The sequence below is a fragment of the Pseudomonas schmalbachii genome, from assembly GCF_017589465.1.
In the GTDB taxonomy this organism is placed as follows: Bacteria; Pseudomonadota; Gammaproteobacteria; order Pseudomonadales; family Pseudomonadaceae; genus Pseudomonas; species Pseudomonas schmalbachii.
Window position 1 is genome coordinate 314,003 of sequence record NZ_JAELYA010000008.1, and the last position, 21,203, is coordinate 335,205.

The following is a 21,203-nucleotide window of genomic DNA, read 5'->3' on the forward strand; positions in this document are numbered from 1 at the left end:
GCGCCATCCGTGATTCTTCTATCTGAGGTGCGCAATGCAACCCTACGCCATCGCTCCGTCGATCCTGTCCGCCGATTTCGCCCGCCTGGGCGAGGATGTGGACAAGGTGCTCGTCGCTGGCGCCGACATCGTCCACTTCGACGTGATGGACAACCACTACGTGCCGAACCTGACGATTGGTCCGATGGTCTGCTCGGCGTTGCGCAAGTACGGCGTCACCGCACCGATCGACGTGCACCTGATGGTCAAGCCGGTGGATCGCATCATCGGCGACTTCATCGAAGCCGGCGCCACCTACATCACCTTCCACCCGGAAGCCTCCGAGCACATCGACCGCTCGCTGCAGCTGATCCGCGACGGCGGCTGCAAGGCCGGCCTGGTGTTCAACCCGGCGACCCCGCTGGACGCGCTGAAGTACGTGATGGACAAGGTCGACATGATCCTGCTGATGAGCGTCAACCCCGGCTTCGGCGGGCAGAAGTTCATCCCCGGCACCCTCGGCAAGCTGCGCGAGGCCCGCGCGCTGATCGAGGCCAGCGGCCGCGACATCCGCCTGGAGATCGACGGCGGGGTGAACGTGAAGAACATCCGCGAGATCGCTGAAGCGGGCGCCGACACCTTCGTCGCCGGTTCGGCGATCTTCAACGCGCCCGACTACGCCGAGGTAATCCGCACCATGCATGCCGAACTCGCCCAGGTCGGCAAGTGATGAGCGCCGCCGAGGCGTTGTTCGCTGTGCGCCTGCCGCGCCTGGTGATGTTCGACCTGGACGGCACCCTGGTCGATTCGGTACCCGACCTCGCGGCAGCCGTGGACAAGATGCTCGTCGCCCTCGGTCGTGAGCCGGCTGGCGTCGAGCAGGTCCGCCACTGGGTCGGCAACGGCGCGCGAGTACTGGTGCGCCGTGCCCTGGCCGGCGGCATCGAGCACGACGGCATCGGCGAGGAGGAGACCGAACGCGCTCTGGCGCTGTTCATGGACGCCTACGCCGACAGTCACACCCTGACCGAGGTCTATCCCGGGGTGGTGGAGACGCTCAAGTGGCTGAAGCGGCGCAAGGTCCAGATGGCGCTGATCACCAACAAGCCCGAGCGCTTCGTCGGCCCGCTGCTGGACGAGATGAAGCTGGGCAAGTTCTTCCGCTGGATCATCGGCGGCGACACCCTTCCGCAGCAGAAGCCCGATCCGGCCGCGCTGTTGCACGTGATGAAAATGGCCAGGGTCAAGCCGGAGCACGCGCTGTTCATAGGCGACTCGCGCAACGACGTGCTGGCGGCCAAGGCCGCCGGCGTGTCCTGCGTCGGCCTCACCTACGGCTACAACCACGGCCGGCCGATTGCCGAGGAGTCGCCGGCGATGGTGCTGGACGACCTGCGCGAACTGCTGCCTTGCCTGGAGCCAGGCTCTGCGATAGTGTTGCCGGACAACTGCGCTCCCGCCCAAAGAGATCGAATCGTGTTGGTGACGGTTACCTGCAAACTCTGGATGAAGGTCATCAAGGCCCTGGCCCGCTGGCGCTGGCGCGCCTGACACATCCCTGGCCGGAATCCCGGCGCGTTTGCACACAACCCGTTTCACCGCTTCCTCACACGAGGCCGATCATGACTCGCGAAGAATTCCAGCGGCTGGCCGCCGAAGGCTACAACCGCATCCCCCTGACCTGCGAAACCCTCGCCGACTTCGATACCCCGCTGTCGATCTACCTGAAACTCGCCGACGGGCCGAACACCTATCTGCTCGAATCCGTGCAGGGCGGCGAGAAGTGGGGCCGCTACTCGATCATCGGCCTGCCCAGCCGCACCGTGCTGCGCGTCCATGGCCACACGGCGAGCATCAAGGTCGACGACGTCGAGACCGAGCGTTTCGAGTGCGAAGACCCGCTGGCCTTCGTCGAAGAGTTCAAGAACCGCTACCGCGTACCGACCCTGCCGGGGCTGCCGCGCTTCAACGGCGGGCTGGTCGGCTACTTCGGCTATGACTGCGTGCGCTACGTCGAGAAGCGTCTGGCGCAGTGTCCGAACCCGGATCCGCTGGGCAATCCGGACATCCTGCTGATGGTTTCCGACGCCGTGGTGGTGTTCGACAACCTGGCCGGCAAGATGCACGCCATCGTCCTCGCCGATCCGGCCGAGGCGAATGCCTACGAGAACGGCCATGCGCGCCTGGAAGAGCTGCTGGAGCACCTGCGCCAGCCGATCACCCCGCGCCGCGGCCTCGACTTCAGCGCGGTGAACGCGCCGGAGCCGCAGTTCCGCGCCAGCTTCACCCGCGAGGACTACGAGCGCGCGGTGGATACCGTCAAGGAATACATCCTCGCCGGCGACTGCATGCAGGTAGTGCCGTCGCAGCGCATGTCCATCGACTTCAGCGCCGCGCCCATCGACCTGTACCGCGCGCTACGCTGCTTCAACCCGACGCCGTACATGTACTTCTTCAACTTCGGTGACTTCCACGTGGTGGGCAGTTCGCCGGAAGTGTTGGTGCGCGTCGAGGACGGCCTGGTCACCGTGCGCCCGATCGCCGGCACCCGCCCGCGCGGCGCCACCGAAGAGGCCGACGTGGCACTGGAAGAGGACCTGCTGTCCGACGCCAAGGAACTGGCCGAACACCTGATGCTGATCGACCTCGGCCGCAACGACGTCGGCCGCGTCTCCGAGACCGGCACGGTGAAGGTCACCGAGAAGATGGTGATCGAGCGCTACTCCAACGTCATGCACATCGTTTCCAACGTGAACGGCCATCTGAAGGCCGGCATGAGCGCGATGGATGCCCTGCGCGCCATCCTCCCGGCCGGCACCCTGTCCGGCGCGCCGAAGATCCGCGCCATGGAAATCATCGACGAACTGGAGCCGGTCAAGCGTGGCGTCTACGGCGGCGCGGTCGGCTACCTGGCGTGGAACGGCAACATGGACACCGCCATCGCCATCCGCACCGCGGTGATCAAGAACGGCGAGCTGCACGTGCAGGCCGGCGGCGGCATCGTCGCCGACTCGGTTCCGGCGCTGGAGTGGGAAGAAACCATCAACAAGCGCCGCGCCATGTTCCGCGCGGTCGCGCTGGCCGAACACACCGCCAAGATGCAGGGTTGAGGAGTACCGCCATGCTGCTGATGATCGACAACTACGACTCCTTTACCTACAACCTGGTGCAGTACTTCGCCGAGCTGAAGGCCGATATCCACGTCATTCGCAACGACGAGCTGAGCGTCGAGCAGATCGCCGCGCTGCAGCCCGAGCGCATCGTCCTCTCGCCCGGCCCGTGCACGCCGAACGAAGCCGGCGTGTCGCTGGCGGTGATCGAGCACTTTTCCGGCAAGCTGCCGCTGCTCGGCGTCTGTCTCGGCCACCAGTCCATCGGCCAGGCCTTCGGCGGCGACGTGGTGCGCGCGCGCCAGGTGATGCACGGCAAGACCAGCCCGGTCTACCACACCGACCAGGGCGTGTTCGCCGGCCTGAACAATCCGCTGACCCAGACCCGCTACCACTCGCTGGTGGTCAAGCGCGAGACCCTGCCGGACTGCCTGGAAATCACCGCCTGGACCCAGCATGAAGACGGCTCGGTCGACGAGATCATGGGCCTGCGGCACAAGACCCTGAACGTCGAGGGCGTGCAGTTCCACCCGGAATCGATCCTCTCCGAACAGGGCCACGAGATGCTGGCCAACTTCCTCAAGCAGAGCGGAGGCGTGCGCGCATGAACATCAAGGAAGCCCTGAACCGCGTGGTCAACCAGCTCGACCTCTCCACCGAGGAAATGCAGGACGTGATGCGCGAGATCATGACCGGGCAGTGCACCGACGCGCAGATCGGCGCCTTCCTCATGGGCATGCGCATGAAGAGCGAGACCATCGACGAGATCGTCGGCGCCGTCTCGGTGATGCGCGAGCTGGCGGAGAAGGTCGAACTGCCGAGCCTGAACAATGTGGTCGACGTGGTCGGCACCGGTGGCGACGGGGCGAATATCTTCAACGTTTCCTCGGCGTCGGCCTTCGTCGTCGCCGCGGCGGGTGGCAAGGTGGCCAAGCACGGCAACCGCGCGGTGTCCGGCAAGAGCGGCAGCGCCGACCTGCTGGAAGCGGCCGGCATCTACCTGGACCTGCACGCCGAACAGGTGGCGCGCTGCATTGATGCGGTCGGCGTCGGCTTCATGTTCGCCCAGGTCCACCACAAGGCCATGAAGTACGCCGCCAGCCCGCGCCGCGAGCTGGGCCTGCGCACCCTGTTCAACATGCTCGGCCCGCTGACCAACCCGGCGGGCGTCAGGCATCAGGTGGTCGGCGTGTTCAACCAGGCGCTGTGCCGTCCGCTCGCCGAAGTGCTCAAGCGCCTAGGTGGCGAGCATATCCTGGTGGTGCATTCGCGCGACGGGCTGGATGAGTTCAGCCTCGCCGCGCCGACCCACGTCGCCGAACTGAAGGACGGCGAAATCCGCGAGTACGAGGTGCAGCCGGAAGATTTCGGCATCAGGAGCCAGAGCCTGATCGGCCTGACCGTCGACAGCCCGCAGCAATCGCTGGAGCTGATCCGCGATGCCCTCGGCCGGCGCAAGACCGAGGCCGGGCAGAAGGCCGCCGATCTGATCATATTGAACGCTGGTGCCGCGCTGTACGCAGCCGACCTGGCGACCAGCATGCACGAAGGTATGCGCCTGGCCAACGATGCCCTGCACACCGGCCTGGCCAAGGAAAAAATGGAAGAACTGGCGGCCTTCACCGCCGTTTACCGAGAGGAGAACGCACAGTGAGTGTGCCCACGGTTCTGCAGAAGATCCTTGCCCGCAAGGTCGAAGAAGTCGCCGAACGCAGTTCCCGCGTCAGCCTTGCCGAGCTGGAACAGCTGGCACGCAGCGCGGATGCCCCGCGCGGTTTCGCCAATGCGCTGCTGGAGCGCGCCAGGCGCAAGGAGCCGGCGGTGATCGCCGAGATCAAGAAGGCTTCGCCGAGCAAGGGCGTGCTGCGCGAGAACTTCGTGCCGGCCGAGATCGCCCGCAGCTACCAGGAAGGCGGCGCCGCCTGCCTGTCGGTGCTGACTGACGTGGACTTCTTCCTCGGCAGCGATGCCTACCTGAAGGAAGCCCGCGCGGCCTGCAAGCTGCCGGTGATCCGCAAGGATTTCATGATCGATCCCTACCAGGTGGTCGAGGCGCGCGCCATCGGCGCCGACTGCATCCTGCTGATCGTTTCCGCCCTGGAAGACACGCGCATGGCCGAACTGGCCGCGGTGGCCAAGGACTTCAATCTCGACGTGCTGGTCGAAGTGCACGACCGCGAGGAGCTGGAGCGGGCGCTGAACACGCTGGATACCCCGCTGGTCGGCATCAACAACCGTAACCTGCACACCTTCGAAGTCAGCCTGGAAACCACACTCGACCTGCTGCCGAGCATCCCGCGCGATCGCCTGGTGGTCACCGAAAGCGGCATCCTCAACCGTGCCGATGTCGAGCTGATGGAAGTCAGCGAGGTGTACGCATTCCTGGTTGGCGAAGCGTTCATGCGTGCCGACGAGCCGGGCACCGAGCTGAAGCGCCTGTTCTTCCCGGATCGCAACAAGGTCGTGCTGGCTGCCGATCCCGACTGATTATCGAGGCGTAGGTTGGCGCTGAGCGCAGCGAAGCCCAACATCTGGCAGGCGTCGCTTCGTTGGGCTTCGTCGCTTCGCTCCTCAGCCCAACCTGCGCTCTGATCCGCGTTGGACAAAAAAAGAAGCCGGCTGATGCCGGCTTCTTCATTTCTGCGGTGATTCAGCGCGTGCCGAACACCACCATGGTCTTGCCCTTCACATAGACCAGACCCTGTTCCTCCAGGCCCTTCAATACGCGGCCGACCATCTCCCGCGAGCAGCCGACGATGCGGCCGATTTCCTGGCGGGTGATCTTGATCTGCATGCCGTCCGGGTGGGTCATGGCGTCCGGCTGCTGGCACAGGTCGAGCAGGGTGCGGGCGACGCGGCCGGTGACGTCGAGGAAGGCCAGGTCGCCGACCTTGCGGGTGGTCTTGCGCAGGCGTTCGGCCATCTGGCTGCCGAGGGTGAAGAGGATTTCCGGATCGTGCTGGCTCAGTTCGCGGAACTTGGCGTAGCTGATCTCCGCCACTTCGCACTCGCTCTTGGCGCGAACCCAGGCGCTGCGCTCCTGGCCGATGCTGCCTTCCTTGTCGAAGAGCCCCATCTCTCCGAAGAAGTCGCCAGTGTTGAGATAGCCGATGATCATTTCGCGGCCGTCGTCATCCTCGATCAGTACGGTGACCGAGCCCTTGATGATGAAGAACAGGCTTTCGCAACGGTCGCCCGCATAGATGATGGTGCTTTTGGCGGTGTAGCGACGGCGGTGGCAATGCGCGAGCAGCTTGTCGAAGTTCTTTGGTTTGGGTGTGAGGGTGATAGCCATGCCCGAGTCCCGGAAATTTAAGAAAGGCCCTTTGCACAACAGGCGTTATTTGTTTGTTATGTGCAGCGCGCCGTTTCCCTAGCGACTCCCCCTCGCCATCAAGCTGGCGAACTGCGTTTTTGTGCTCCCGTGCTTTTACGTAAAGCGGCATGAGCTTAACAGACGCAGTGTTCCCTACAATCAGAAACCTGGAACGTCCGTCAGAGGATTTTCTGAGAGTGTGCCATTTTGGTGGCGTCAAATTAAGTGTCAGACAATGCGCAGCGCCCTGGATTTGCGACGCAGCTAACAGCGCGGGGAGAGGGCTCGACTCGATTGCCCCTGTGTTAATCTGTCGCCCCTTTTTTTCGGCGGAGCACTCGATGAAAGCGCGTATCCAGTGGGCAGGCGAGGCCATGTTCCTCGGCGAGTCCGGCAGCGGCCATGTGGTGGTGATGGATGGCCCACCGGAAAACGGTGGCCGCAACCTCGGCGTTCGGCCGATGGAAATGCTGCTGCTCGGCCTGGGCGGCTGCACCAACTTCGACGTGGTCAGCATCCTGAAGAAAAGCCGCCAGCCGGTGGAAAGCTGCGAGGCCTTCCTCGACGCCGAGCGTGCCGGTGAGGACCCGAAGGTGTTCACCAGGATACACGTGCATTTCGTGGTCAAGGGCCGCGGTCTGAAGGAAGCGCAGGTCAAGCGCGCGGTCGAGCTGTCGGCGGAGAAGTACTGCTCGGCCTCGATCATGCTCGCTCGTGGCGGCGTGGAGATCACCCACGACTACGAGATCGTCGAACTCGGCTGACATCCTTTCATCATCGGAGTGGCGCAAACTCTGGTGCGGGGCCTTCGACCTCTGCATAATGCGCCACCTTTTTTCGGGGCTTGCCGCCCCGGCAAGCAACCACAATCGCCATCGCGAAGAGGTGTAAACCGTCCTACGCAGGTGCGTCGTCCGCATCTGACGGGCATGCTCAATCACGCGGCAGAGCCGCATTGACGAGAGTTTCCACGGTGAAAAGCAAACTCAAGCTCCACGGGTTCAACAACCTGACGAAGACCTTGAGCTTCAACATCTATGACATCTGCTATGCCGAGACGCCTGAAGACCAGCAGGCCTACGTGCAGTACATCGACGAAGAGTACGATGCTGAACGTCTCACGCAGATCCTCACCGATGTTGTCGACATCATTGGCGCGAACATCCTGAACATCGCCCGTCAGGATTACGATCCGCAAGGCGCCAGCGTAACCATCCTGATCTCCGAGCAGCCGGTCGAGCCGACCGAAAGCCAGATCGAGGAATCCCCAGGGCCGCTGCCGGAAACCATCCTGGCGCACCTGGACAAGAGCCATATCACCGTGCACACCTATCCGGAAATCCATCCGGTGGAAGGCATCGCCACGTTCCGCGTGGACATCGACGTCTCCACCTGCGGCGTGATTTCTCCGCTGAAGGCGCTGAACTACCTGATCCACCAGTTCGACTCGGACATCGTCACCGTGGACTACCGCGTGCGCGGCTTCACCCGTGACGTGGAAGGCAAGAAGCACTTCATCGACCACGCGATCAACTCGATCCAGAACTATCTCTCCGACGACACGTACGAGGCATACCAGATGACCGACGTGAACGTGTACCAGGAGAACATGTTCCATACCAAGATGCTGCTGAAGGACTTCGAGCTGGACAACTACCTGTTCGGCGACGCCACCCGCACCCTGTCGGCGGAGCAGCGCAAGCAGGTGGAAGAACGCCTGCGTCACGAGATGCTGGAGATCTTCTACGCGCGCAACATGCCGCACTGAGGATCGACTCCAAAAGAAGAGGGCGCCTGCATGGCGCCCTTTTCTTTTTCTGTAGGAGCCAGCTTGCTGGCGATCCAGGGATTCCGCCTGGCAGCGTATTGCCGGCTGACACCATCGATCGCCAGCAAGCTGGCTTCTACAGGAGAGGCTTCAGATCCGGTACGTGGTCTTGGTCATCACCTTCGACAGCAGGGTCATGCCCAGCTTTACCGGCGCCGGGAAGCGCAAACCGCCGGCATCCAGGGCGCTGTTGGCATGGTGCTGCTCGTCGCTGCGCATCTGTTCGAGGATCGCGCGGCTTTTCTGGTCCTCGGCGGGGATTTCCGCGAGGTGTTCGTCGAGGTGCTTGCACACCTGGTCTTCGGTGGCGGCGACGAAACCGAGGCTGACGCGGTCGCTGATCAGCCCGGCCACTGCGCCGACGCCGAAGGACATGCCATAGAACAGCGGGTTGAGCAGGCTCGGCCGGCTGCCGAGTTCGCGGATGCGCTGCTCGCACCAGGCGAGGTGGTCGACTTCCTCGTCCGCCGCATCTTCCATGGCCTTGCGGATATTCGGCAGCTTGGCGGTCAACGCCTGCCCCTGGTAGAGCGCCTGGGCGCAGACCTCGCCGGTGTGGTTCACCCGCATCAGGCCGGCGACGTGGCGGGCGTCCTCTTCGCTCAGTTCGGCGTCCGGCTGCACGATGGCGGGCGACGGTCGCGCCGGATGGCCGGCGAACGGCAGCAGGGTGCGCATGGCGGCATCGGCCTGCAGCAGGAAACGGTCGACGGGCGAGTAGTGACGTTCGGCGGACATGGCGTACCTCCGGAAGAAATATCGCGCGCCAGTTTAGCGGAATGGGCGGGCCAGGTCTTGCCGCAGGGCAGTGGGAAAGTGTCGTAGGACGCCCGCTCAGCCCGGCGGCCAGTGCATCGCCCGCTGGCCAAGCACATGCATGTGGATGTGATGGACCGTCTGGCCGCCGAGGTCGTTGCAGTTCATCACCACCCGGAAGCCTTCCGCGCAGCCCTGCTCCAGCGCCAGTTGCTGCGCGGTATGCAGGATATGGCCGGTCAGCGGCTTGTCCGCCTCGGTGAGGTCGTTGAGGGTCGGGATGTGCTTCTTCGGTATGACCAGGAAATGCACCGGCGCCTGCGGGTTGATGTCGTGGAAGGCGACCACCTGGTCGTCCTCGTAGAACTTGCGCGCGGGAATTTCCCCGGTCACGATCTTGCAGAACAGACAGTTCACGGAAGTGCCTCCGGCCTGGGTCATGCGGCCTGAGTGTAACGGCCGGGGCGGCAATCGCAAGGAGCCTGCGTGAAGAACGACATCCATGATCTGGGCCTGGTGCTGGACTCGCGGGTCAAGCTGGTCGTGATCGAGTCCTGGGACGAGCCACGGGTGCTGGAAACCCTGACCGGGCTGGCGGTGAAGCGCGGACTCGGTCTGCTGACCTGGTCGGTCACCGAGGGCCTGCAGCGCCTGGGCTTCGGTGGCGAAGTGCAGGGCGAGGGCGACAGCCGCGAGGTGGAAACCGCGCTACGGCTGATCAAGGCCGACGTGCAGCCAAACCTCTACGTGCTCTGCGACCTGCATCCGTTCCTGGTGGACGGCCCGCGGGTGGTGCGCCTGCTGAAGGAAATCGCCATGGCGGAGAGCCCGTTCAAACCCACCGTGGTGCTGGTTTCCCATGCCCTCAAGCTGCCGGCGGAAATCCAGCGTTTCGCCGCTCGCTTCTCCCTGGCGCTGCCCAGCGAAGACGAACTGGTCGGCATCGTCCGCGAGGAGGCCGCGCGCTGGAGCGAACGCAACAACGGCGTGCGGGTGCGCACCGACAACCGCACGCTGCGCCAGGTGGTGAAGAACCTGCGCGGACTCAGCCATGGCGAGGCCCGCCTGCTGGCGCGCAACGTGATCTGCAACGACGGCGCCATCACCCAGGAAGACCTGCCCAGCCTCAATCGCACCAAGTTCGACCTGCTCGATCTCAGTGGCGTGCTCAGTTTCGAGCACGACACCGCGCGCTTCGCCGAAGTCGGCGGACTGTTCAGCCTGAAACGCTGGCTGGGCGAGCGCCAGGCGGCATTCAGCTCCGACAGGGACAACGATCTGCCCAAGGGCATCCTGCTGGTCGGCGTGCAGGGCGGCGGCAAGAGCCTGGCGGCCAAGGCCGTCGCCGGGTTATGGGGATTGCCGTTGCTGCGCCTGGATTTCGCCTGCCTGTACAACAAGTACTTCGGCGAAACCGAGCGCAACCTGCGTGATGCCCTGCGCCTGGCGGACGAAATGGCGCCCTGCGTGCTGTGGGTCGACGAGATCGAGAAGGGGCTGGCCACCGGCGACCACGATGGCGGCGTCAGCCAGCGCGTACTCGGTACGCTGCTGACCTGGATGGCCGAACGCAAGGCGCCGGTGTTCATGGTCGCCACCGCCAACAATATCGATCGGCTGGCGCCGGAGCTGGTGCGCAAGGGGCGCTTCGACGAGCTGTTCTTCGTTGATCTGCCGGACATGCAGGTGCGCGGCGATATCTTCCGCATCCATCTGGTGCGGCGCGAGCTCGATCCCGCGCAGTTCGATCTGGCGGAACTGGCGCAGGCCAGTGACGGCTTCTCCGGCGCGGAAATCGAGCAGGTGGTGGTGGGCGCGTTCTATGCGGGGCAGGCGCAGCAGAAGACCGTGGACCAGGAGCTGCTGCTGCAGGAGCTCAAGCGCACTTCGCCGTTGTCGGTGGTGATGGCGGAAGACCTGGCAGCCTTGCGGCGCTGGGCCGACGGCCGCACGGTGCGGGCGGACTGAGCGTCAGCCCTGCACGGCGAGGCGGTTGCGCCGACCTGCCAGCTTGCGCACCAGCCAGCGCGGCGCCAGGCGCGGCAGCCAGGCCAGCAGGCGGTTGCGCCAGCCGGGGATGATGATCGCCGGATTGCGCTTCAGGGCCTTCACGGTGAGGAACGCCAGCTCTTCCGGGCTCATCATGCGCTTGCCGGCGAAACGCTCCGGCTTCAGCCCGGCCTCGCGGAAGAACGCCGTTTGCGTCGGACCGGGGCAGAGCACAGAAACCTTCACGCCGCGGCCTTTCAGTTCTTCGCGCAGTCCTTCGGAGAAATGCAGCACATAGGCCTTGCTGGCGTGGTAGCTGCTCATCCACGGCCCCGGATGCAGGGCGCCGGTCGCGGCGATGTTGAGGATCCGGCCGCCGCCGTTCTGCGCCATGCGATAGCCGATGGCGTGGCAGAGGCGGGCGAGGGCGAGCACGTTGAGCTCGATCAGCTCCCGCTCGCGCGTCCAGTCCTGGTCGATGAAGGCGCCGGCCGAGCCGATGCCGGCACTGTTCACCAGCAGCTCGATCTGCAGGCCGTTCTGGTCCAGTTCGTGCACCAGTCCGGATAACTGCAGCGGCTCGGAGAGATCGCAGGTGCGGAACAGCACGTCCACGCCGAAGCGCTGCGCCAGTTCGCAGGCGATGCTTTCCAGGGCATCCCGCTGGCGCGCCACCAGCACCAGCGCCTGGCCACGGCGCGCCAGGGCTTCGGCCAGGGCGAGGCCGATACCGCTGGAGGCTCCGGTGATCAGGGCATAACGTGGCATCGAACGAGTCTCGGTGAAGGGGCGCGGATTCTAACGCGCCCCGACATGGCCGGCTATTGCTCGGACGAGGACTCGTCCGGCGCGGCGCTTTCGCTGTCTTCGCCGGAGCCGTAGTCGCTGTCCTGACTGTAATGACTCAACTGCTCGCGGGTCACGTAGTCCTGATAGCTCGGGATGGCGAAGGCGGCGAGGATGCCGATGACGGCCACCAGGGCGGTGCTCCAGGCAAGCACGACTACGCCCCGGCTGTTCGGCGGTGGTGGCGGGCCATAGCGGTTGGCGCCGGCGTTGCCGGGCATCAGCAGCATCACCAGGCCCATCACGCTGCCCACCACGGGCACGAGGTTGACCAGCCACAGCCAGCCGGACAAGCCGATATCGTGCAGGCGCTGTATGCCGAAGAGCACGGCGATGACGGCGTATGCGGCGACGGCTACGATCAGCAGAACCATCGCCAGGGAGCTGGAAACGCTGGCGAGCCCGGCGAATACCGCGAAGACCGGCAGCATCAGGAACATCGCGCCCATGCCCCAGCCGAGGTAGCGAACGCGGCCGATGCGTCCGCTCGCCGAGATGTACTTCAGTTCGCCGTACTCGGGCAGCACGTCGCCCACCTGGGCCTGCGGCGGCGCGTAGGGCGACTGGGCGGCGGCGGGGGCGGGAGTCGCGGCCGGTTGCGCGGGCGGGCTGGCTGCCAGTTCGGCCTGGCGGGCCAGGTATTTGTCGATGATGATGCCGCAGGACGAGCATTCCGAAGCCTTGTCCTGTTCGTGCCCGCATTTCGGGCAGGTCATGCGCTGTGCATCGGCGGTCGGGGCTGTTGCCCTGGCGGGGGAGGGGTGGTCTTCGGTTTCCACCAGCGACAGGCCGGCGAGCCGGTCGGCTTCCTTGCGGGCGTTGGCGCCGGCACTGTGCAGCGCGCGCAGATACTTCTCGGCCTCGTCCTCGGAGAGATCGCGCTTGAGCACGACCGGCTGGCCGCTGAACAGGGCGTCGACCTTGGCCGGGTCGCTCTTGAACAGGCGCGCAAGATTCTCTTTGGCGGTTTGCAGGGGCGTCTGTGGCATCAAAGCGCCGTCAAACACGATCTTGTAGCGTGTTGCGTCCATCGAAGCATCCTTGTCGGCTGGAAATTGGCTGGTGACAGCGTAATCGGCACGGCCTGTGGCGAACAAGCGGGATTATGCTCCTGTACCGCTGATGGCGTAGTGCCGGGCGCCGCCCGGGGTACGCGGGGTCAGAAGGGTTTGATCACTACCAGGATGACGATGGCGATCAGGAACAGTACCGGGACTTCGTTGAACCAGCGGTAGAACACATGGCCACGGCTGTTTTCGCCGCGGGCGAAGCGTTTGAGCATGGCGCCGCAGGCATGGTGGTAGCCGACCAGCAGGAGCACCAGGGTCAGCTTGGCGTGCATCCAGCCCTGGGACAGCCAGGCGGGATTGAGGATGAGCATCCAGATGCCGAGGATCAGGGTGGCGAGCATCGACGGCAGCATGATCCCCCGGTAGAGCTTGCGCTCCATCACGCAGAAGCGCTCGCGGCTGGCCTGGTCCTCGCTCATCGCGTGGTAGACGAACAGTCGCGGCAGGTAGAAAAGGCCGGCGAACCAGCAGACCACGGCGATGATGTGCACGGCTTTCAGCCAGAGATAAAGCATGGAGTCCTCCTCGTTTCACGGTTGCGCTGATAGTAGTGGCGCATGGGCATGCCGTCATCTCCAGGGTCTGACTAGACTCTCCGCTATCGCAAATTTCATGCGCCCCCGGCGGGCGACATGCCGCATGGCATCCGGCAGATGCCCGGGCTCCCAGGATGCTCGACCCCGGCCCAGAGGATCGCGAGTCCATCTTGCCGCCGCAGGCTGTGCGCAGCAATCCGCTGCGCTTCTGGCGGCGCAACCGTTTCCTGCGCCGCTGGCGGCAGGTCGTCGCATTCTGGATCGGTGCGTTACTGGTCGGGCTGGTGGCGCTGGCGTTCGCCCATCTCGCCGATCTGGCCAGCGCGACCTTTCGCGGCGTGGTGGCGCACAACCCGTGGTGGCCGTGGCTGATTTGCCCGCTGGGCTTCGCCGTGCTGGTCTGGCTGACCCAGGGCGCGCTGAAGAACACCCGCGGCAGCGGCATTCCGCAGGTGATCGTGGCGCTGGGGCAGAGCAGTAGCCGCACGCGCAATGCGCTGCTGTCGCTGCCGATCGCTGTCGGCAAGCTGGTCCTGACCCTGCTGGCGCTGCTGGTTGGCGCCTCCGCCGGGCGCGAAGGCCCGACGGTGCATATCGGCGCGGCACTGATGTATTCCTTCGGCCGCCGCCTGGGCCTGTACGAGAAGCGCACCGTCACCGGGCTGATCCTCGCAGGCGGCGCGGCGGGCATCGCGGCGGCCTTCAATACGCCGCTGGGTGGCGTGGTGTTCGCCATCGAGGAGTTGAGCAAGACCTTCGAGCAGCGTTTCAGCGGCCTGCTGCTCACCGCCGTGCTGCTTGGCGGCATGGTGACGCTCGGGCTGATGGGCAGCTACAGCTACTTCGGCAGGCTCTCGGAAAGCATGCCGCTGGGGCCGGCGTGGATGGCGGTGGCGGCGTGCGGCGTGATCGGTGGCCTGCTCGGCGGGTTGTATTGCCGCCTGATCCTGCCGGCGAAGAGCGGTCCGCTGAGTTTCATCGCGCGTTGGCGCGGCCGCTGGCCGATTCCCTTTGCGGTCGTCTGTGGCCTGCTTCTGGCGTTGCTGGGGCTGTGCTCGGGGCAGCACGTGTTCGGCACCGGCTATGCGGAAACCCGCTCGATCCTCGAAGGCCAACCCATTGTCGACCACTGGTTCCTGCTGTGGAAGTTCCTCGGCAACGTGGTGTCGTTCATCGCCGGTATCCCTGGAGGCCTGTTCTCGCCGTCGCTGACCGTCGGCGCCAGCCTGGCGCCGTGGATCACCCCGCTGATCCCGGGTGCCACGCTGCCGGCGGTGGGATTGCTCGGCATGTCCGCCTATCTCGCCGGGGTCACCCGCACGCCGCTGACGGCCACGGTGATCACCATCGAGCTGTCGCACAGCCCCGACATGCTGATCCCGATCCTCGCCGCGACCCTGCTGGCCAGCGCGATTTCCTCGCGCATCAGCCGCGTACCGATCTACCACGCCCTGGCCCGGCAGATGATGGAAAGCCTGACATCCGGCAAACGGTCCGGCCTCTAGGGTCTGTTGACGTTTCGTTCCGAACCGCGTTGCTGCGTCAAATGGCGCCAGGCTAGGCGCGGGACACAGGGAATGGTCGCTCCCTTGCCAAGTCCCGCAACGACGCATGGCGCCATTTGCCGCGCAACCCGAAGGGACGGGCCTGTTTTTGCGCGGTGCCGCGTTGCTCGTCGTTTATTTGACCACTCTCCTCGCGCCTTGCCCCGCGCAAAAACAGGCTCCGTCGCGGCCGGAACGAAACGTCAACAGACCCTAGGTCGATTCGGCCTGTTCAGCGCAGGCGGTGACTCTTATCATTGCGCTCCTGAGTTTGGCGCCATTGCTGGAGTGACAGATGATCAAGGTCGGTATCGTTGGTGGGACGGGTTACACAGGTGTGGAATTGCTGCGTCTGCTGGCGCAGCACCCGGAGGTGCGGGTCGAGGTGATCACTTCGCGTTCCGAAGAGGGCGTGAAGGTTGCCGACATGTACCCCAACCTGCGCGGTCACTACGATCATCTGGCCTTCAGCGTGCCAGATGCGCAGAAGCTCGGCGGCTGCGACGTGGTGTTCTTCGCCACTCCGCACGGCGTGGCGCATGCCCTGGCTGGCGAGCTGCTGGCTGCCGGCACCCGGGTGATCGACCTGTCCGCCGACTTCCGCCTGCAGGACGCCGATGAGTGGGCCAAGTGGTACGGCCAGCCGCACGGCGCGCCGGAGCTGCTGCCGGAGGCGGTCTACGGTCTGCCGGAAGTGAACCGCGAGGCGATCAAGTCGGCCCGCCTGATCGCGGTGCCCGGCTGCTATCCGACCGCGACCCAGCTCGGCTTCATTCCGCTGCTGGAAGCAGGCCTGGCGGACACCGCCAATCTGATCGCCGACTGCAAGTCCGGCGTCAGCGGCGCGGGCCGTGGAGCCAAGGTCGGTTCGCTGTTCTGCGAGGCTGGCGAAAGCATGGCGGCGTATTCGGTCAAGGGCCATCGTCACCTGCCGGAAATCAGCCAGGGCCTGCGTCGCGCGGCCAAGGGCGATGTCGGCCTGACTTTCGTGCCGCACCTGACTCCGATGATCCGCGGCATCCATGCGACCCTCTATGCGCGGGTCGCCGATCGCAAGGTCGATCTGCAGAAGCTCTTCGAGGAGCGTTACGCCAACGAGCCCTTCGTCGATGTGATGCCGGCCGGCAGCCATCCGGAGACCCGCAGCGTGCGTGGCGCCAACGTCTGCCGCATCGCCGTGCACCGTCCGCAGGGCGGCGACCTGGTGGTGGTGCTGTCGGTCATCGACAACCTGGTCAAGGGCGCCTCGGGCCAGGCTGTGCAGAACATGAACATCCTTTTCGGCCTGGAAGAGCGCCTCGGCCTGTCGAATGTCGCGCTGCTGCCCTGATGCAGCTCAGCCGCCCCGATTTTCCGGGGCGGCGATTCGACTGATCCTTGCTGTGGATTAGTTGACCATTTTTCTAGGGTAAGCGGATAATAGCCCGCAATGTTGTAACGTACGGCCCTGGCCGGGAGAGTTGTAACCATGACCATCGAGACCTTCACCCCCACAGCACTGATCTTTTCCCAAGGTGCGGCAACCAAGGTGAAGACGTTGATCGACGAAGAAGGCAATCCGCGCCTGAAACTGCGGGTATTCGTCACAGGTGGTGGCTGCTCTGGTTTCCAGTACGGCTTCACCTTCGATGAGGATACCGCCGACGACGACACTATCGTCGAGCGCGACGGTGTCAGCCTGGTGATCGACCCGATGAGCTTCCAGTACCTGGCGGGTGCGGAAGTGGACTATCAGGAAGGTCTGGAAGGCTCGCGCTTCGTGATCAAGAACCCGAATGCTGCGACCACCTGCGGCTGTGGTCAGTCCTTCTCGATCTGATCTTCGGCATACAAAAACGCCGCGCAATTTGCGCGGCGTTTTCGTATCTGCCGTCAGGCGGGGTAGAGCGCGCCGAGGATGCGTGGGCCGTGTGCGCCGGTGACGTCCGGACAGTTGCCCGGTTGCCGTTCGAGGAAGCGGTGTGCCAGCCAGGCGAATGCCATCGCCTCCATCCATTCCGGCGGGATGCCGTAATCCGCGGTACTGGCGACCCGCGCGGCCGGCAGATGCGCGGCAAGACGCGCCATCAGCGGCGGGTTGAAGGCGCCGCCGCCGCACACCAGAACCTCTTCGCAGCCCGGCAGGGCATCCAGCAGGGATTCGGCGATGCTGCGGGCGCTGAGCTCGAGCAGCGTCGCCTGCACATCCTCAGATGGCAATACCGGGCCGGCGGCGAGAGTCGCCTGTAGCCACGCCAGGTTGAAACGCTCGCGTCCGGTGCTCTTCGGGCCGCGGGTGGCAAAGAAGTCGTCCGCCAGCATGCGTTGCAGCAGCGCATCGTTCAATTTGCCGCTGCCCCCCCAGGCGCCGTCCTTGTCGTAGCTTTCGTTGCGCTGATGCTGGACCCAGGCGTCCATCAGGACATTGCCGGGGCCGCAGTCGAAACCGCGCACCGGTTCGCCGGGGGCGAGCAGGGAGACATTGCTGAAACCGCCGATATTCAGGATGGCGCGCTGGCGCGAGTCCTGGCCGAACAGGGCCTGGTGGAATGCCGGGACCAGCGGGGCGCCTTGTCCGCCCGCTGCCATGTCGCGGCGACGGAAATCGGCAACCACATCGATGCCGGTCAGTTCGGCGAGCAGCGCCGGGTTGCCGATCTGGATGGTGAAGCCCCATTGCGGCTCATGACGCACGGTCTGCCCGTGGCTGCCGATGGCGCGGATGGCGCTGGCGTCGAGGTTCCGGGAACGCAGTAGCTCGTTGATACCCTGGGCTGCCAGGCGAACCCAGTCCTGCTCGGCGCGGGCGGCGCGAGCCAGTTCGTCCGCGCCGGGAGCGCAGAGGGCCAGCAGATCGGCGCGTAGCGCCGCGGGCATGGGGATGTAGTGGGAGGCGCGCAGGGTGGCTCCTGCATCCTGCTCGACAAGGGCGATGTCCAGGCCATCGAGGCTGGTCCCGGACATCACCCCCAGATAGAGCGCCATGGCTCAGCGCTTGTTCATGGCGAGCTGGGTGGTCTTTTCCTGATCCATGCGGGCCATCAGGGGCTGCGTCTGCGCCATGAAGCGCTTGCGATCCGCGCCGGCGAGCGGGTCGGCCATCGGCAGCTTGGCGCTGAGCGGGTCGACGTGCTTGCCGTTGATCTGGAACTCGTAGTGCAGGTGCGGGCCGGTGGCAAGGCCGGTCATGCCGACGTAGCCGATGATCTGCCCCTGCTTGACGCTGGTGCCGGAGCGGATGCCCTTGGCGAAGCGGCTCAGGTGGCCGTAGATGGTGCGGTAGCGCTGGCCATGCTGGATGACCACGGCGTTGCCATAACCACCCTTGCGGCCTGCCTCGACAATCCGGCCATCACCGGTGGCCTTGATCGGCGTGCCGGTCGGCGCGGCGTAATCGACGCCCTTGTGTGCACGGATTTTGTTCAGGACAGGGTGGAAACGCCCCATGGAGAAGCGCGAGCTGATGCGGGCGAAGTCCACCGGAGTCCGGATGAACGCCTTGCGCATGCTGCTGCCGTCGGCGCGGTAGTAGCTGGTGCTGCCCTGCTTGTTGGTGTAGCGCACGGCGGTGTAGGTCTTGCCGCGATTGACGAAGCGTGCCGCCAGGATGTTGCCGGTGTCGACCTTGCGGCCGTTCACCTTGTGTTCTTCGTAGATCACGTCGAATTCGTCGCCGTCACGCAGGTCGAGAGCGAAGTCGATGTCGTAGCCGAAGATCTTGGTCAGCTCCATGGTCAGGCCATGGGGCAGGCCGGCATTGCGCGCCGCGGCGAACAGCGAGCTGTCGATCCGGCCGTGCGCGTAGCTGGCGTGCAGCTCCGGCTTGACCAGGTCGCGCTTGAATACGTAACCCTTGGCGGTCTTGTTCAGATTGAGGGTTTCAAGGTCGCTTTGCTTGACCTTCAGGGCCTGCAGGTCGCCGGCGGAGCCAAGCAGGAACTCGACTTCCTGGCCTTTGTGCAGGCGGGTGAAACGCTTGGCGTCCTTGTTGCTGGCCAGGATGTCGTGCACGAGGTTGGCCGGCAGCCCTGCCTTGGCGAATACGGTGGAGAGGGTGTCGCCCTTGCCCACGGTCACGCTTTTCCAGGCCGGAGCGGCTGGAGTGACGGGGGCTTTCTCGCTGGAGGCGGTGAGTTCGGTGTTCTTTTCCGCGTCTTTTCCGGCGCTGTCGTTGTTGCTGGCGGACGGGGCCCCGGTCTGTGCAAAGGGTGAACTGCCTTCGTCCTCGGTGACCGGAGCAGGTCGGAGATCGTCTTTCTCCTGAACGATGCGTTCGGTACCGCCATCCATCTCGAGGTTGAGGGTGGTTTTCTTGGCCTCAACTTCGCTCGAGGGGAACACCAGCAGGGCCAGGCTTAGGAGCGCAGCAATACCACTGGCAGCCAGCAAATGGCTCTTCGGGTAGTAGGGCGCTTTCTGATCTGATTGCGTCATGGCTTGAGTGGTGTTTTTGGAATGTGAAATAACTGCCTAAAATATAACCAAATTCCCTCTGAAGCAACCCTGCGTTCAAGGATCTGGTTAGTCGTCCCCTGGGCGGAGCGGGGCTTGTTTTTAGTTATCGATCTTGTATTTTTGGTTCCCTTTTGAATTCTGGAAATGGGCGGAGCTCTGCAATGAAGTCGGTCGAAGAGCAGCTGGCGCTGATCAAGCGTGGCGCAGATGAAATTCTCGTGGAGGCCGAACTGGTCGCCAAGCTCAAGCGCGGCCAGCCCTTGCGCATCAAGGCTGGCTTCGACCCGACCGCGCCGGACCTGCATCTCGGTCACACGGTCCTCATTAATAAGCTGCGGCAGTTCCAGGACCTCGGACATCAGGTCATCTTCCTGATCGGCGACTTCACCGGAATGATCGGCGATCCCAGCGGCAAGAGCGTCACCCGCCCGCCGCTGACCCGCGAGCAGGTGCTGGAAAACGCCGAGACGTACAAGGCACAGGTATTCAAGATCCTCGACCCGGCGCGCACCGAGGTGGCGTTCAATTCCACCTGGATGGACCAACTCTCCCCGGCTGATTTCATTCGCCTTGCCTCCCAGTACACCGTTGCGCGCATGCTCGAACGGGATGACTTCAGCAAGCGCTATGCCAGCAATCAGTCGATTGCCATTCACGAGTTCCTTTATCCCCTGGTACAGGGTTATGACTCCGTTGCGCTGCGTGCGGATGTCGAGCTCGGCGGCACCGATCAGAAGTTCAACCTGCTGATGGGGCGTGAGCTGCAGCGTGCCTACGATCAGGAGCCGCAAGTCATCCTGACCATGCCGCTGCTGGAAGGGCTGGATGGGGTCAAGAAGATGTCCAAGTCCCTGGGGAACTACATTGGCATCCAGGAAGCGCCGGGCATCATGTACAGCAAGCTGGTGTCGATCCCGGATACGTTGATGTGGCGCTACTTCGAGCTGCTGAGCTTCCGTTCCATGGAAGAGATCGAGGGCTTCAAGCAGGATGTCGAGAAGGGTGCGAATCCGCGCGACATCAAGATCAAGCTGGCCGAGGAAATCGTCGCGCGCTTCCATGGTGAAGAGGCTGCTGCTGCCGCGCACAAGTCTGCTGGTAACCGCCTGAAGGAAGGTGAGCTTCCGGAAGATCTGCCGGAGGTGGAGGTTGCTTCGGCTGAGGATCTGCCGATTGGCGCTGTTCTTAATAAGGCGGGGCTGGTGAAGAACTCGGCCGTTGCGCGTGATCTGCTGTCTTCCGGTGGTGTGAAGGTGGACGGCCATGTGGTCGATCGCAGCTTCGTGTTCAAGCTTGGTGCGACGCATGTGTGCCAGGCTGGCAAGAAAACCTTTGCAAAGGTCTTGCTCGTCGCCGAGTGAAGATTCTTTCAGAAAGTCGTTGACTCAGTTTTCCAAGTCCCTATAATGCGCCCCACTCTCACGGCGGTGCCGGCAAAGAGCTTGAAAATCAAGCACTTAAGCAGCGATGAAGTGAGAGTGAAGTGCCGAGAGGGGCTTGACAGCGAGTTTGATCGCTGTAGAATGCGCATCCCGCTGACGAGAAGGCTTCGATCTTCTCCTTGGCGCAAGCGATTGAGTAGAAACGAAAATTTCGAAAAATAAGGCTTGACGGACGAAGAGGTTAGCGTAGAATGCGCGCCTCGGTTGAAGCGAAGGCCTCAGCCAACTGCTCTTTAACAAGTTGAATCAAGCAATTCGTGTGGGTGCTTGTGAGTTAAGACTGATCGATCGCAAGATTATCAGCATCACAAGTAACACTCGTGAATTCGAGAGTTTTTTGCGATTGCTGAGCC

Annotated in this window: 21 protein-coding genes; 13 read left to right on the plus strand and 8 right to left on the minus strand. The window is 64.1% G+C overall.

Going from position 1 to position 21,203, the window contains the following annotated elements; genetic code table 11:
• The first annotated feature begins 34 nt into the window (after window positions 1-34).
• The 6 genes from rpe (at window position 35) to trpC (ending at window position 5,576) form a co-directional block, all read left to right on the plus strand.
• Window positions 35-709, plus strand: a complete 675-nt coding sequence (gene rpe, locus JFY56_RS20335; protein WP_208315872.1) for a ribulose-phosphate 3-epimerase — start codon at window positions 35-37, stop codon at window positions 707-709.
• A complete protein-coding gene (locus tag JFY56_RS20340; protein ID WP_208315874.1) occupies window positions 709-1,530 on the plus strand; it encodes a phosphoglycolate phosphatase in 822 nt (273 codons plus the stop codon). Before rpe ends, JFY56_RS20340 begins: the two co-directional genes overlap by 1 nt.
• Window positions 1,531-1,601: 71 nt before the next feature.
• Window positions 1,602-3,089 carry an anthranilate synthase component I gene (trpE, locus tag JFY56_RS20345; RefSeq protein WP_208315877.1) on the plus strand — a complete coding sequence of 496 codons (1,488 nt, stop codon included), beginning with the start codon at window positions 1,602-1,604 and terminating at the stop codon, window positions 3,087-3,089.
• 11 nt (window positions 3,090-3,100) lie between these two features.
• Entirely contained in the window at window positions 3,101-3,697 is a 597-nt protein-coding gene (locus tag JFY56_RS20350) for an aminodeoxychorismate/anthranilate synthase component II (RefSeq protein ID WP_208315879.1), read from the plus strand.
• Window positions 3,694-4,743, plus strand: coding sequence for an anthranilate phosphoribosyltransferase (gene trpD / locus JFY56_RS20355; protein WP_208315881.1), 1,050 nt, complete (start codon window positions 3,694-3,696; stop codon window positions 4,741-4,743). The genes JFY56_RS20350 and trpD overlap by 4 nt, the downstream gene beginning before the upstream one ends.
• Window positions 4,740-5,576, plus strand: coding sequence for an indole-3-glycerol phosphate synthase TrpC (trpC, locus tag JFY56_RS20360; protein WP_208315889.1), 837 nt, complete (start codon window positions 4,740-4,742; stop codon window positions 5,574-5,576). The genes trpD and trpC overlap by 4 nt, the downstream gene beginning before the upstream one ends.
• Window positions 5,577-5,739: 163 nt before the next feature.
• Here trpC and crp read toward each other — a convergent pair whose 3' ends face one another.
• On the minus strand, window positions 5,740-6,384 hold the full coding sequence (crp, locus tag JFY56_RS20365; RefSeq protein WP_208315891.1) for a cAMP-activated global transcriptional regulator CRP: 645 nt from the start codon (window positions 6,382-6,384) through the stop codon (window positions 5,740-5,742).
• Window positions 6,385-6,746: 362 nt separating this feature from the next.
• Between crp and JFY56_RS20370 the strand changes: the two genes are divergently transcribed.
• A complete protein-coding gene (locus JFY56_RS20370; protein WP_208315893.1) occupies window positions 6,747-7,169 on the plus strand; it encodes an OsmC family protein in 423 nt (140 codons plus the stop codon).
• 209 nt (window positions 7,170-7,378) lie between these two features.
• Window positions 7,379-8,173, plus strand: coding sequence for an adenosylmethionine decarboxylase (gene speD / locus JFY56_RS20375; RefSeq protein WP_208315895.1), 795 nt, complete (start codon window positions 7,379-7,381; stop codon window positions 8,171-8,173).
• A gap of 150 nt (window positions 8,174-8,323) precedes the next feature.
• Here the strand turns inward: speD and coq7 are convergent, their stop codons facing one another.
• Both coq7 and JFY56_RS20385 read right to left on the minus strand, forming a co-directional pair.
• A complete protein-coding gene (coq7, locus tag JFY56_RS20380) occupies window positions 8,324-8,971 on the minus strand; it encodes a 2-polyprenyl-3-methyl-6-methoxy-1,4-benzoquinone monooxygenase (RefSeq protein ID WP_208315897.1) in 648 nt (215 codons plus the stop codon).
• 96 nt (window positions 8,972-9,067) lie between these two features.
• Entirely contained in the window at window positions 9,068-9,406 is a 339-nt protein-coding gene (locus JFY56_RS20385) for a histidine triad nucleotide-binding protein (protein ID WP_208315899.1), read from the minus strand.
• A gap of 69 nt (window positions 9,407-9,475) precedes the next feature.
• Here JFY56_RS20385 and JFY56_RS20390 point away from each other — a divergent pair, with 69 nt between their 5' ends.
• Window positions 9,476-10,957: an AAA family ATPase gene (locus JFY56_RS20390; RefSeq protein WP_208315901.1), complete on the plus strand. Its 1,482-nt coding sequence runs from the start codon at window positions 9,476-9,478 to the stop codon at window positions 10,955-10,957.
• A gap of 3 nt (window positions 10,958-10,960) precedes the next feature.
• Here JFY56_RS20390 and JFY56_RS20395 read toward each other — a convergent pair whose 3' ends face one another.
• The 3 genes from JFY56_RS20395 to hemJ all read right to left on the minus strand — a co-directional run bounded on the left by JFY56_RS20395 (window position 10,961) and on the right by hemJ (window position 13,409).
• The gene (locus tag JFY56_RS20395) at window positions 10,961-11,746 is read right to left on the minus strand and encodes an SDR family NAD(P)-dependent oxidoreductase (protein WP_208315904.1); all 786 of its coding nucleotides are present in this window, start codon (window positions 11,744-11,746) and stop codon (window positions 10,961-10,963) included.
• A gap of 53 nt (window positions 11,747-11,799) precedes the next feature.
• A complete protein-coding gene (locus tag JFY56_RS20400) occupies window positions 11,800-12,855 on the minus strand; it encodes a DUF805 domain-containing protein (RefSeq protein ID WP_208315906.1) in 1,056 nt (351 codons plus the stop codon).
• Between the two features lie 128 nt (window positions 12,856-12,983).
• Window positions 12,984-13,409, minus strand: a complete 426-nt coding sequence (gene hemJ / locus JFY56_RS20405; protein ID WP_208315908.1) for a protoporphyrinogen oxidase HemJ — start codon at window positions 13,407-13,409, stop codon at window positions 12,984-12,986.
• Between the two features lie 191 nt (window positions 13,410-13,600).
• On the opposite strand from hemJ, the gene JFY56_RS20410 reads away from it, so the two are divergent.
• The 3 genes from JFY56_RS20410 (at window position 13,601) to erpA (ending at window position 16,793) form a co-directional block, all read left to right on the plus strand.
• Window positions 13,601-14,935, plus strand: coding sequence for a chloride channel protein (locus tag JFY56_RS20410; RefSeq protein WP_236032910.1), 1,335 nt, complete (start codon window positions 13,601-13,603; stop codon window positions 14,933-14,935).
• Between the two features lie 334 nt (window positions 14,936-15,269).
• Window positions 15,270-16,304, plus strand: a complete 1,035-nt coding sequence (gene argC, locus JFY56_RS20415) for an N-acetyl-gamma-glutamyl-phosphate reductase (protein ID WP_208315912.1) — start codon at window positions 15,270-15,272, stop codon at window positions 16,302-16,304.
• Between the two features lie 138 nt (window positions 16,305-16,442).
• Window positions 16,443-16,793 (plus strand): iron-sulfur cluster insertion protein ErpA, encoded by a 351-nt coding sequence (gene erpA, locus JFY56_RS20420; protein WP_208315914.1) that lies wholly within the window; start codon window positions 16,443-16,445, stop codon window positions 16,791-16,793.
• Between the two features lie 53 nt (window positions 16,794-16,846).
• Here the strand turns inward: erpA and JFY56_RS20425 are convergent, their stop codons facing one another.
• The gene (locus JFY56_RS20425) at window positions 16,847-17,938 is read right to left on the minus strand and encodes an anhydro-N-acetylmuramic acid kinase (protein WP_208315917.1); all 1,092 of its coding nucleotides are present in this window, start codon (window positions 17,936-17,938) and stop codon (window positions 16,847-16,849) included.
• A gap of 3 nt (window positions 17,939-17,941) precedes the next feature.
• Complete coding sequence (locus JFY56_RS20430) at window positions 17,942-19,387, minus strand: peptidoglycan DD-metalloendopeptidase family protein (protein WP_408004439.1); 1,446 nt, start codon at window positions 19,385-19,387, stop codon at window positions 17,942-17,944.
• A gap of 182 nt (window positions 19,388-19,569) precedes the next feature.
• Between JFY56_RS20430 and tyrS the strand changes: the two genes are divergently transcribed.
• The gene (tyrS, locus tag JFY56_RS20435) at window positions 19,570-20,769 is read left to right on the plus strand and encodes a tyrosine--tRNA ligase (RefSeq protein WP_208315919.1); all 1,200 of its coding nucleotides are present in this window, start codon (window positions 19,570-19,572) and stop codon (window positions 20,767-20,769) included.
• The last annotated feature ends 434 nt before the right edge of the window (window positions 20,770-21,203 follow it).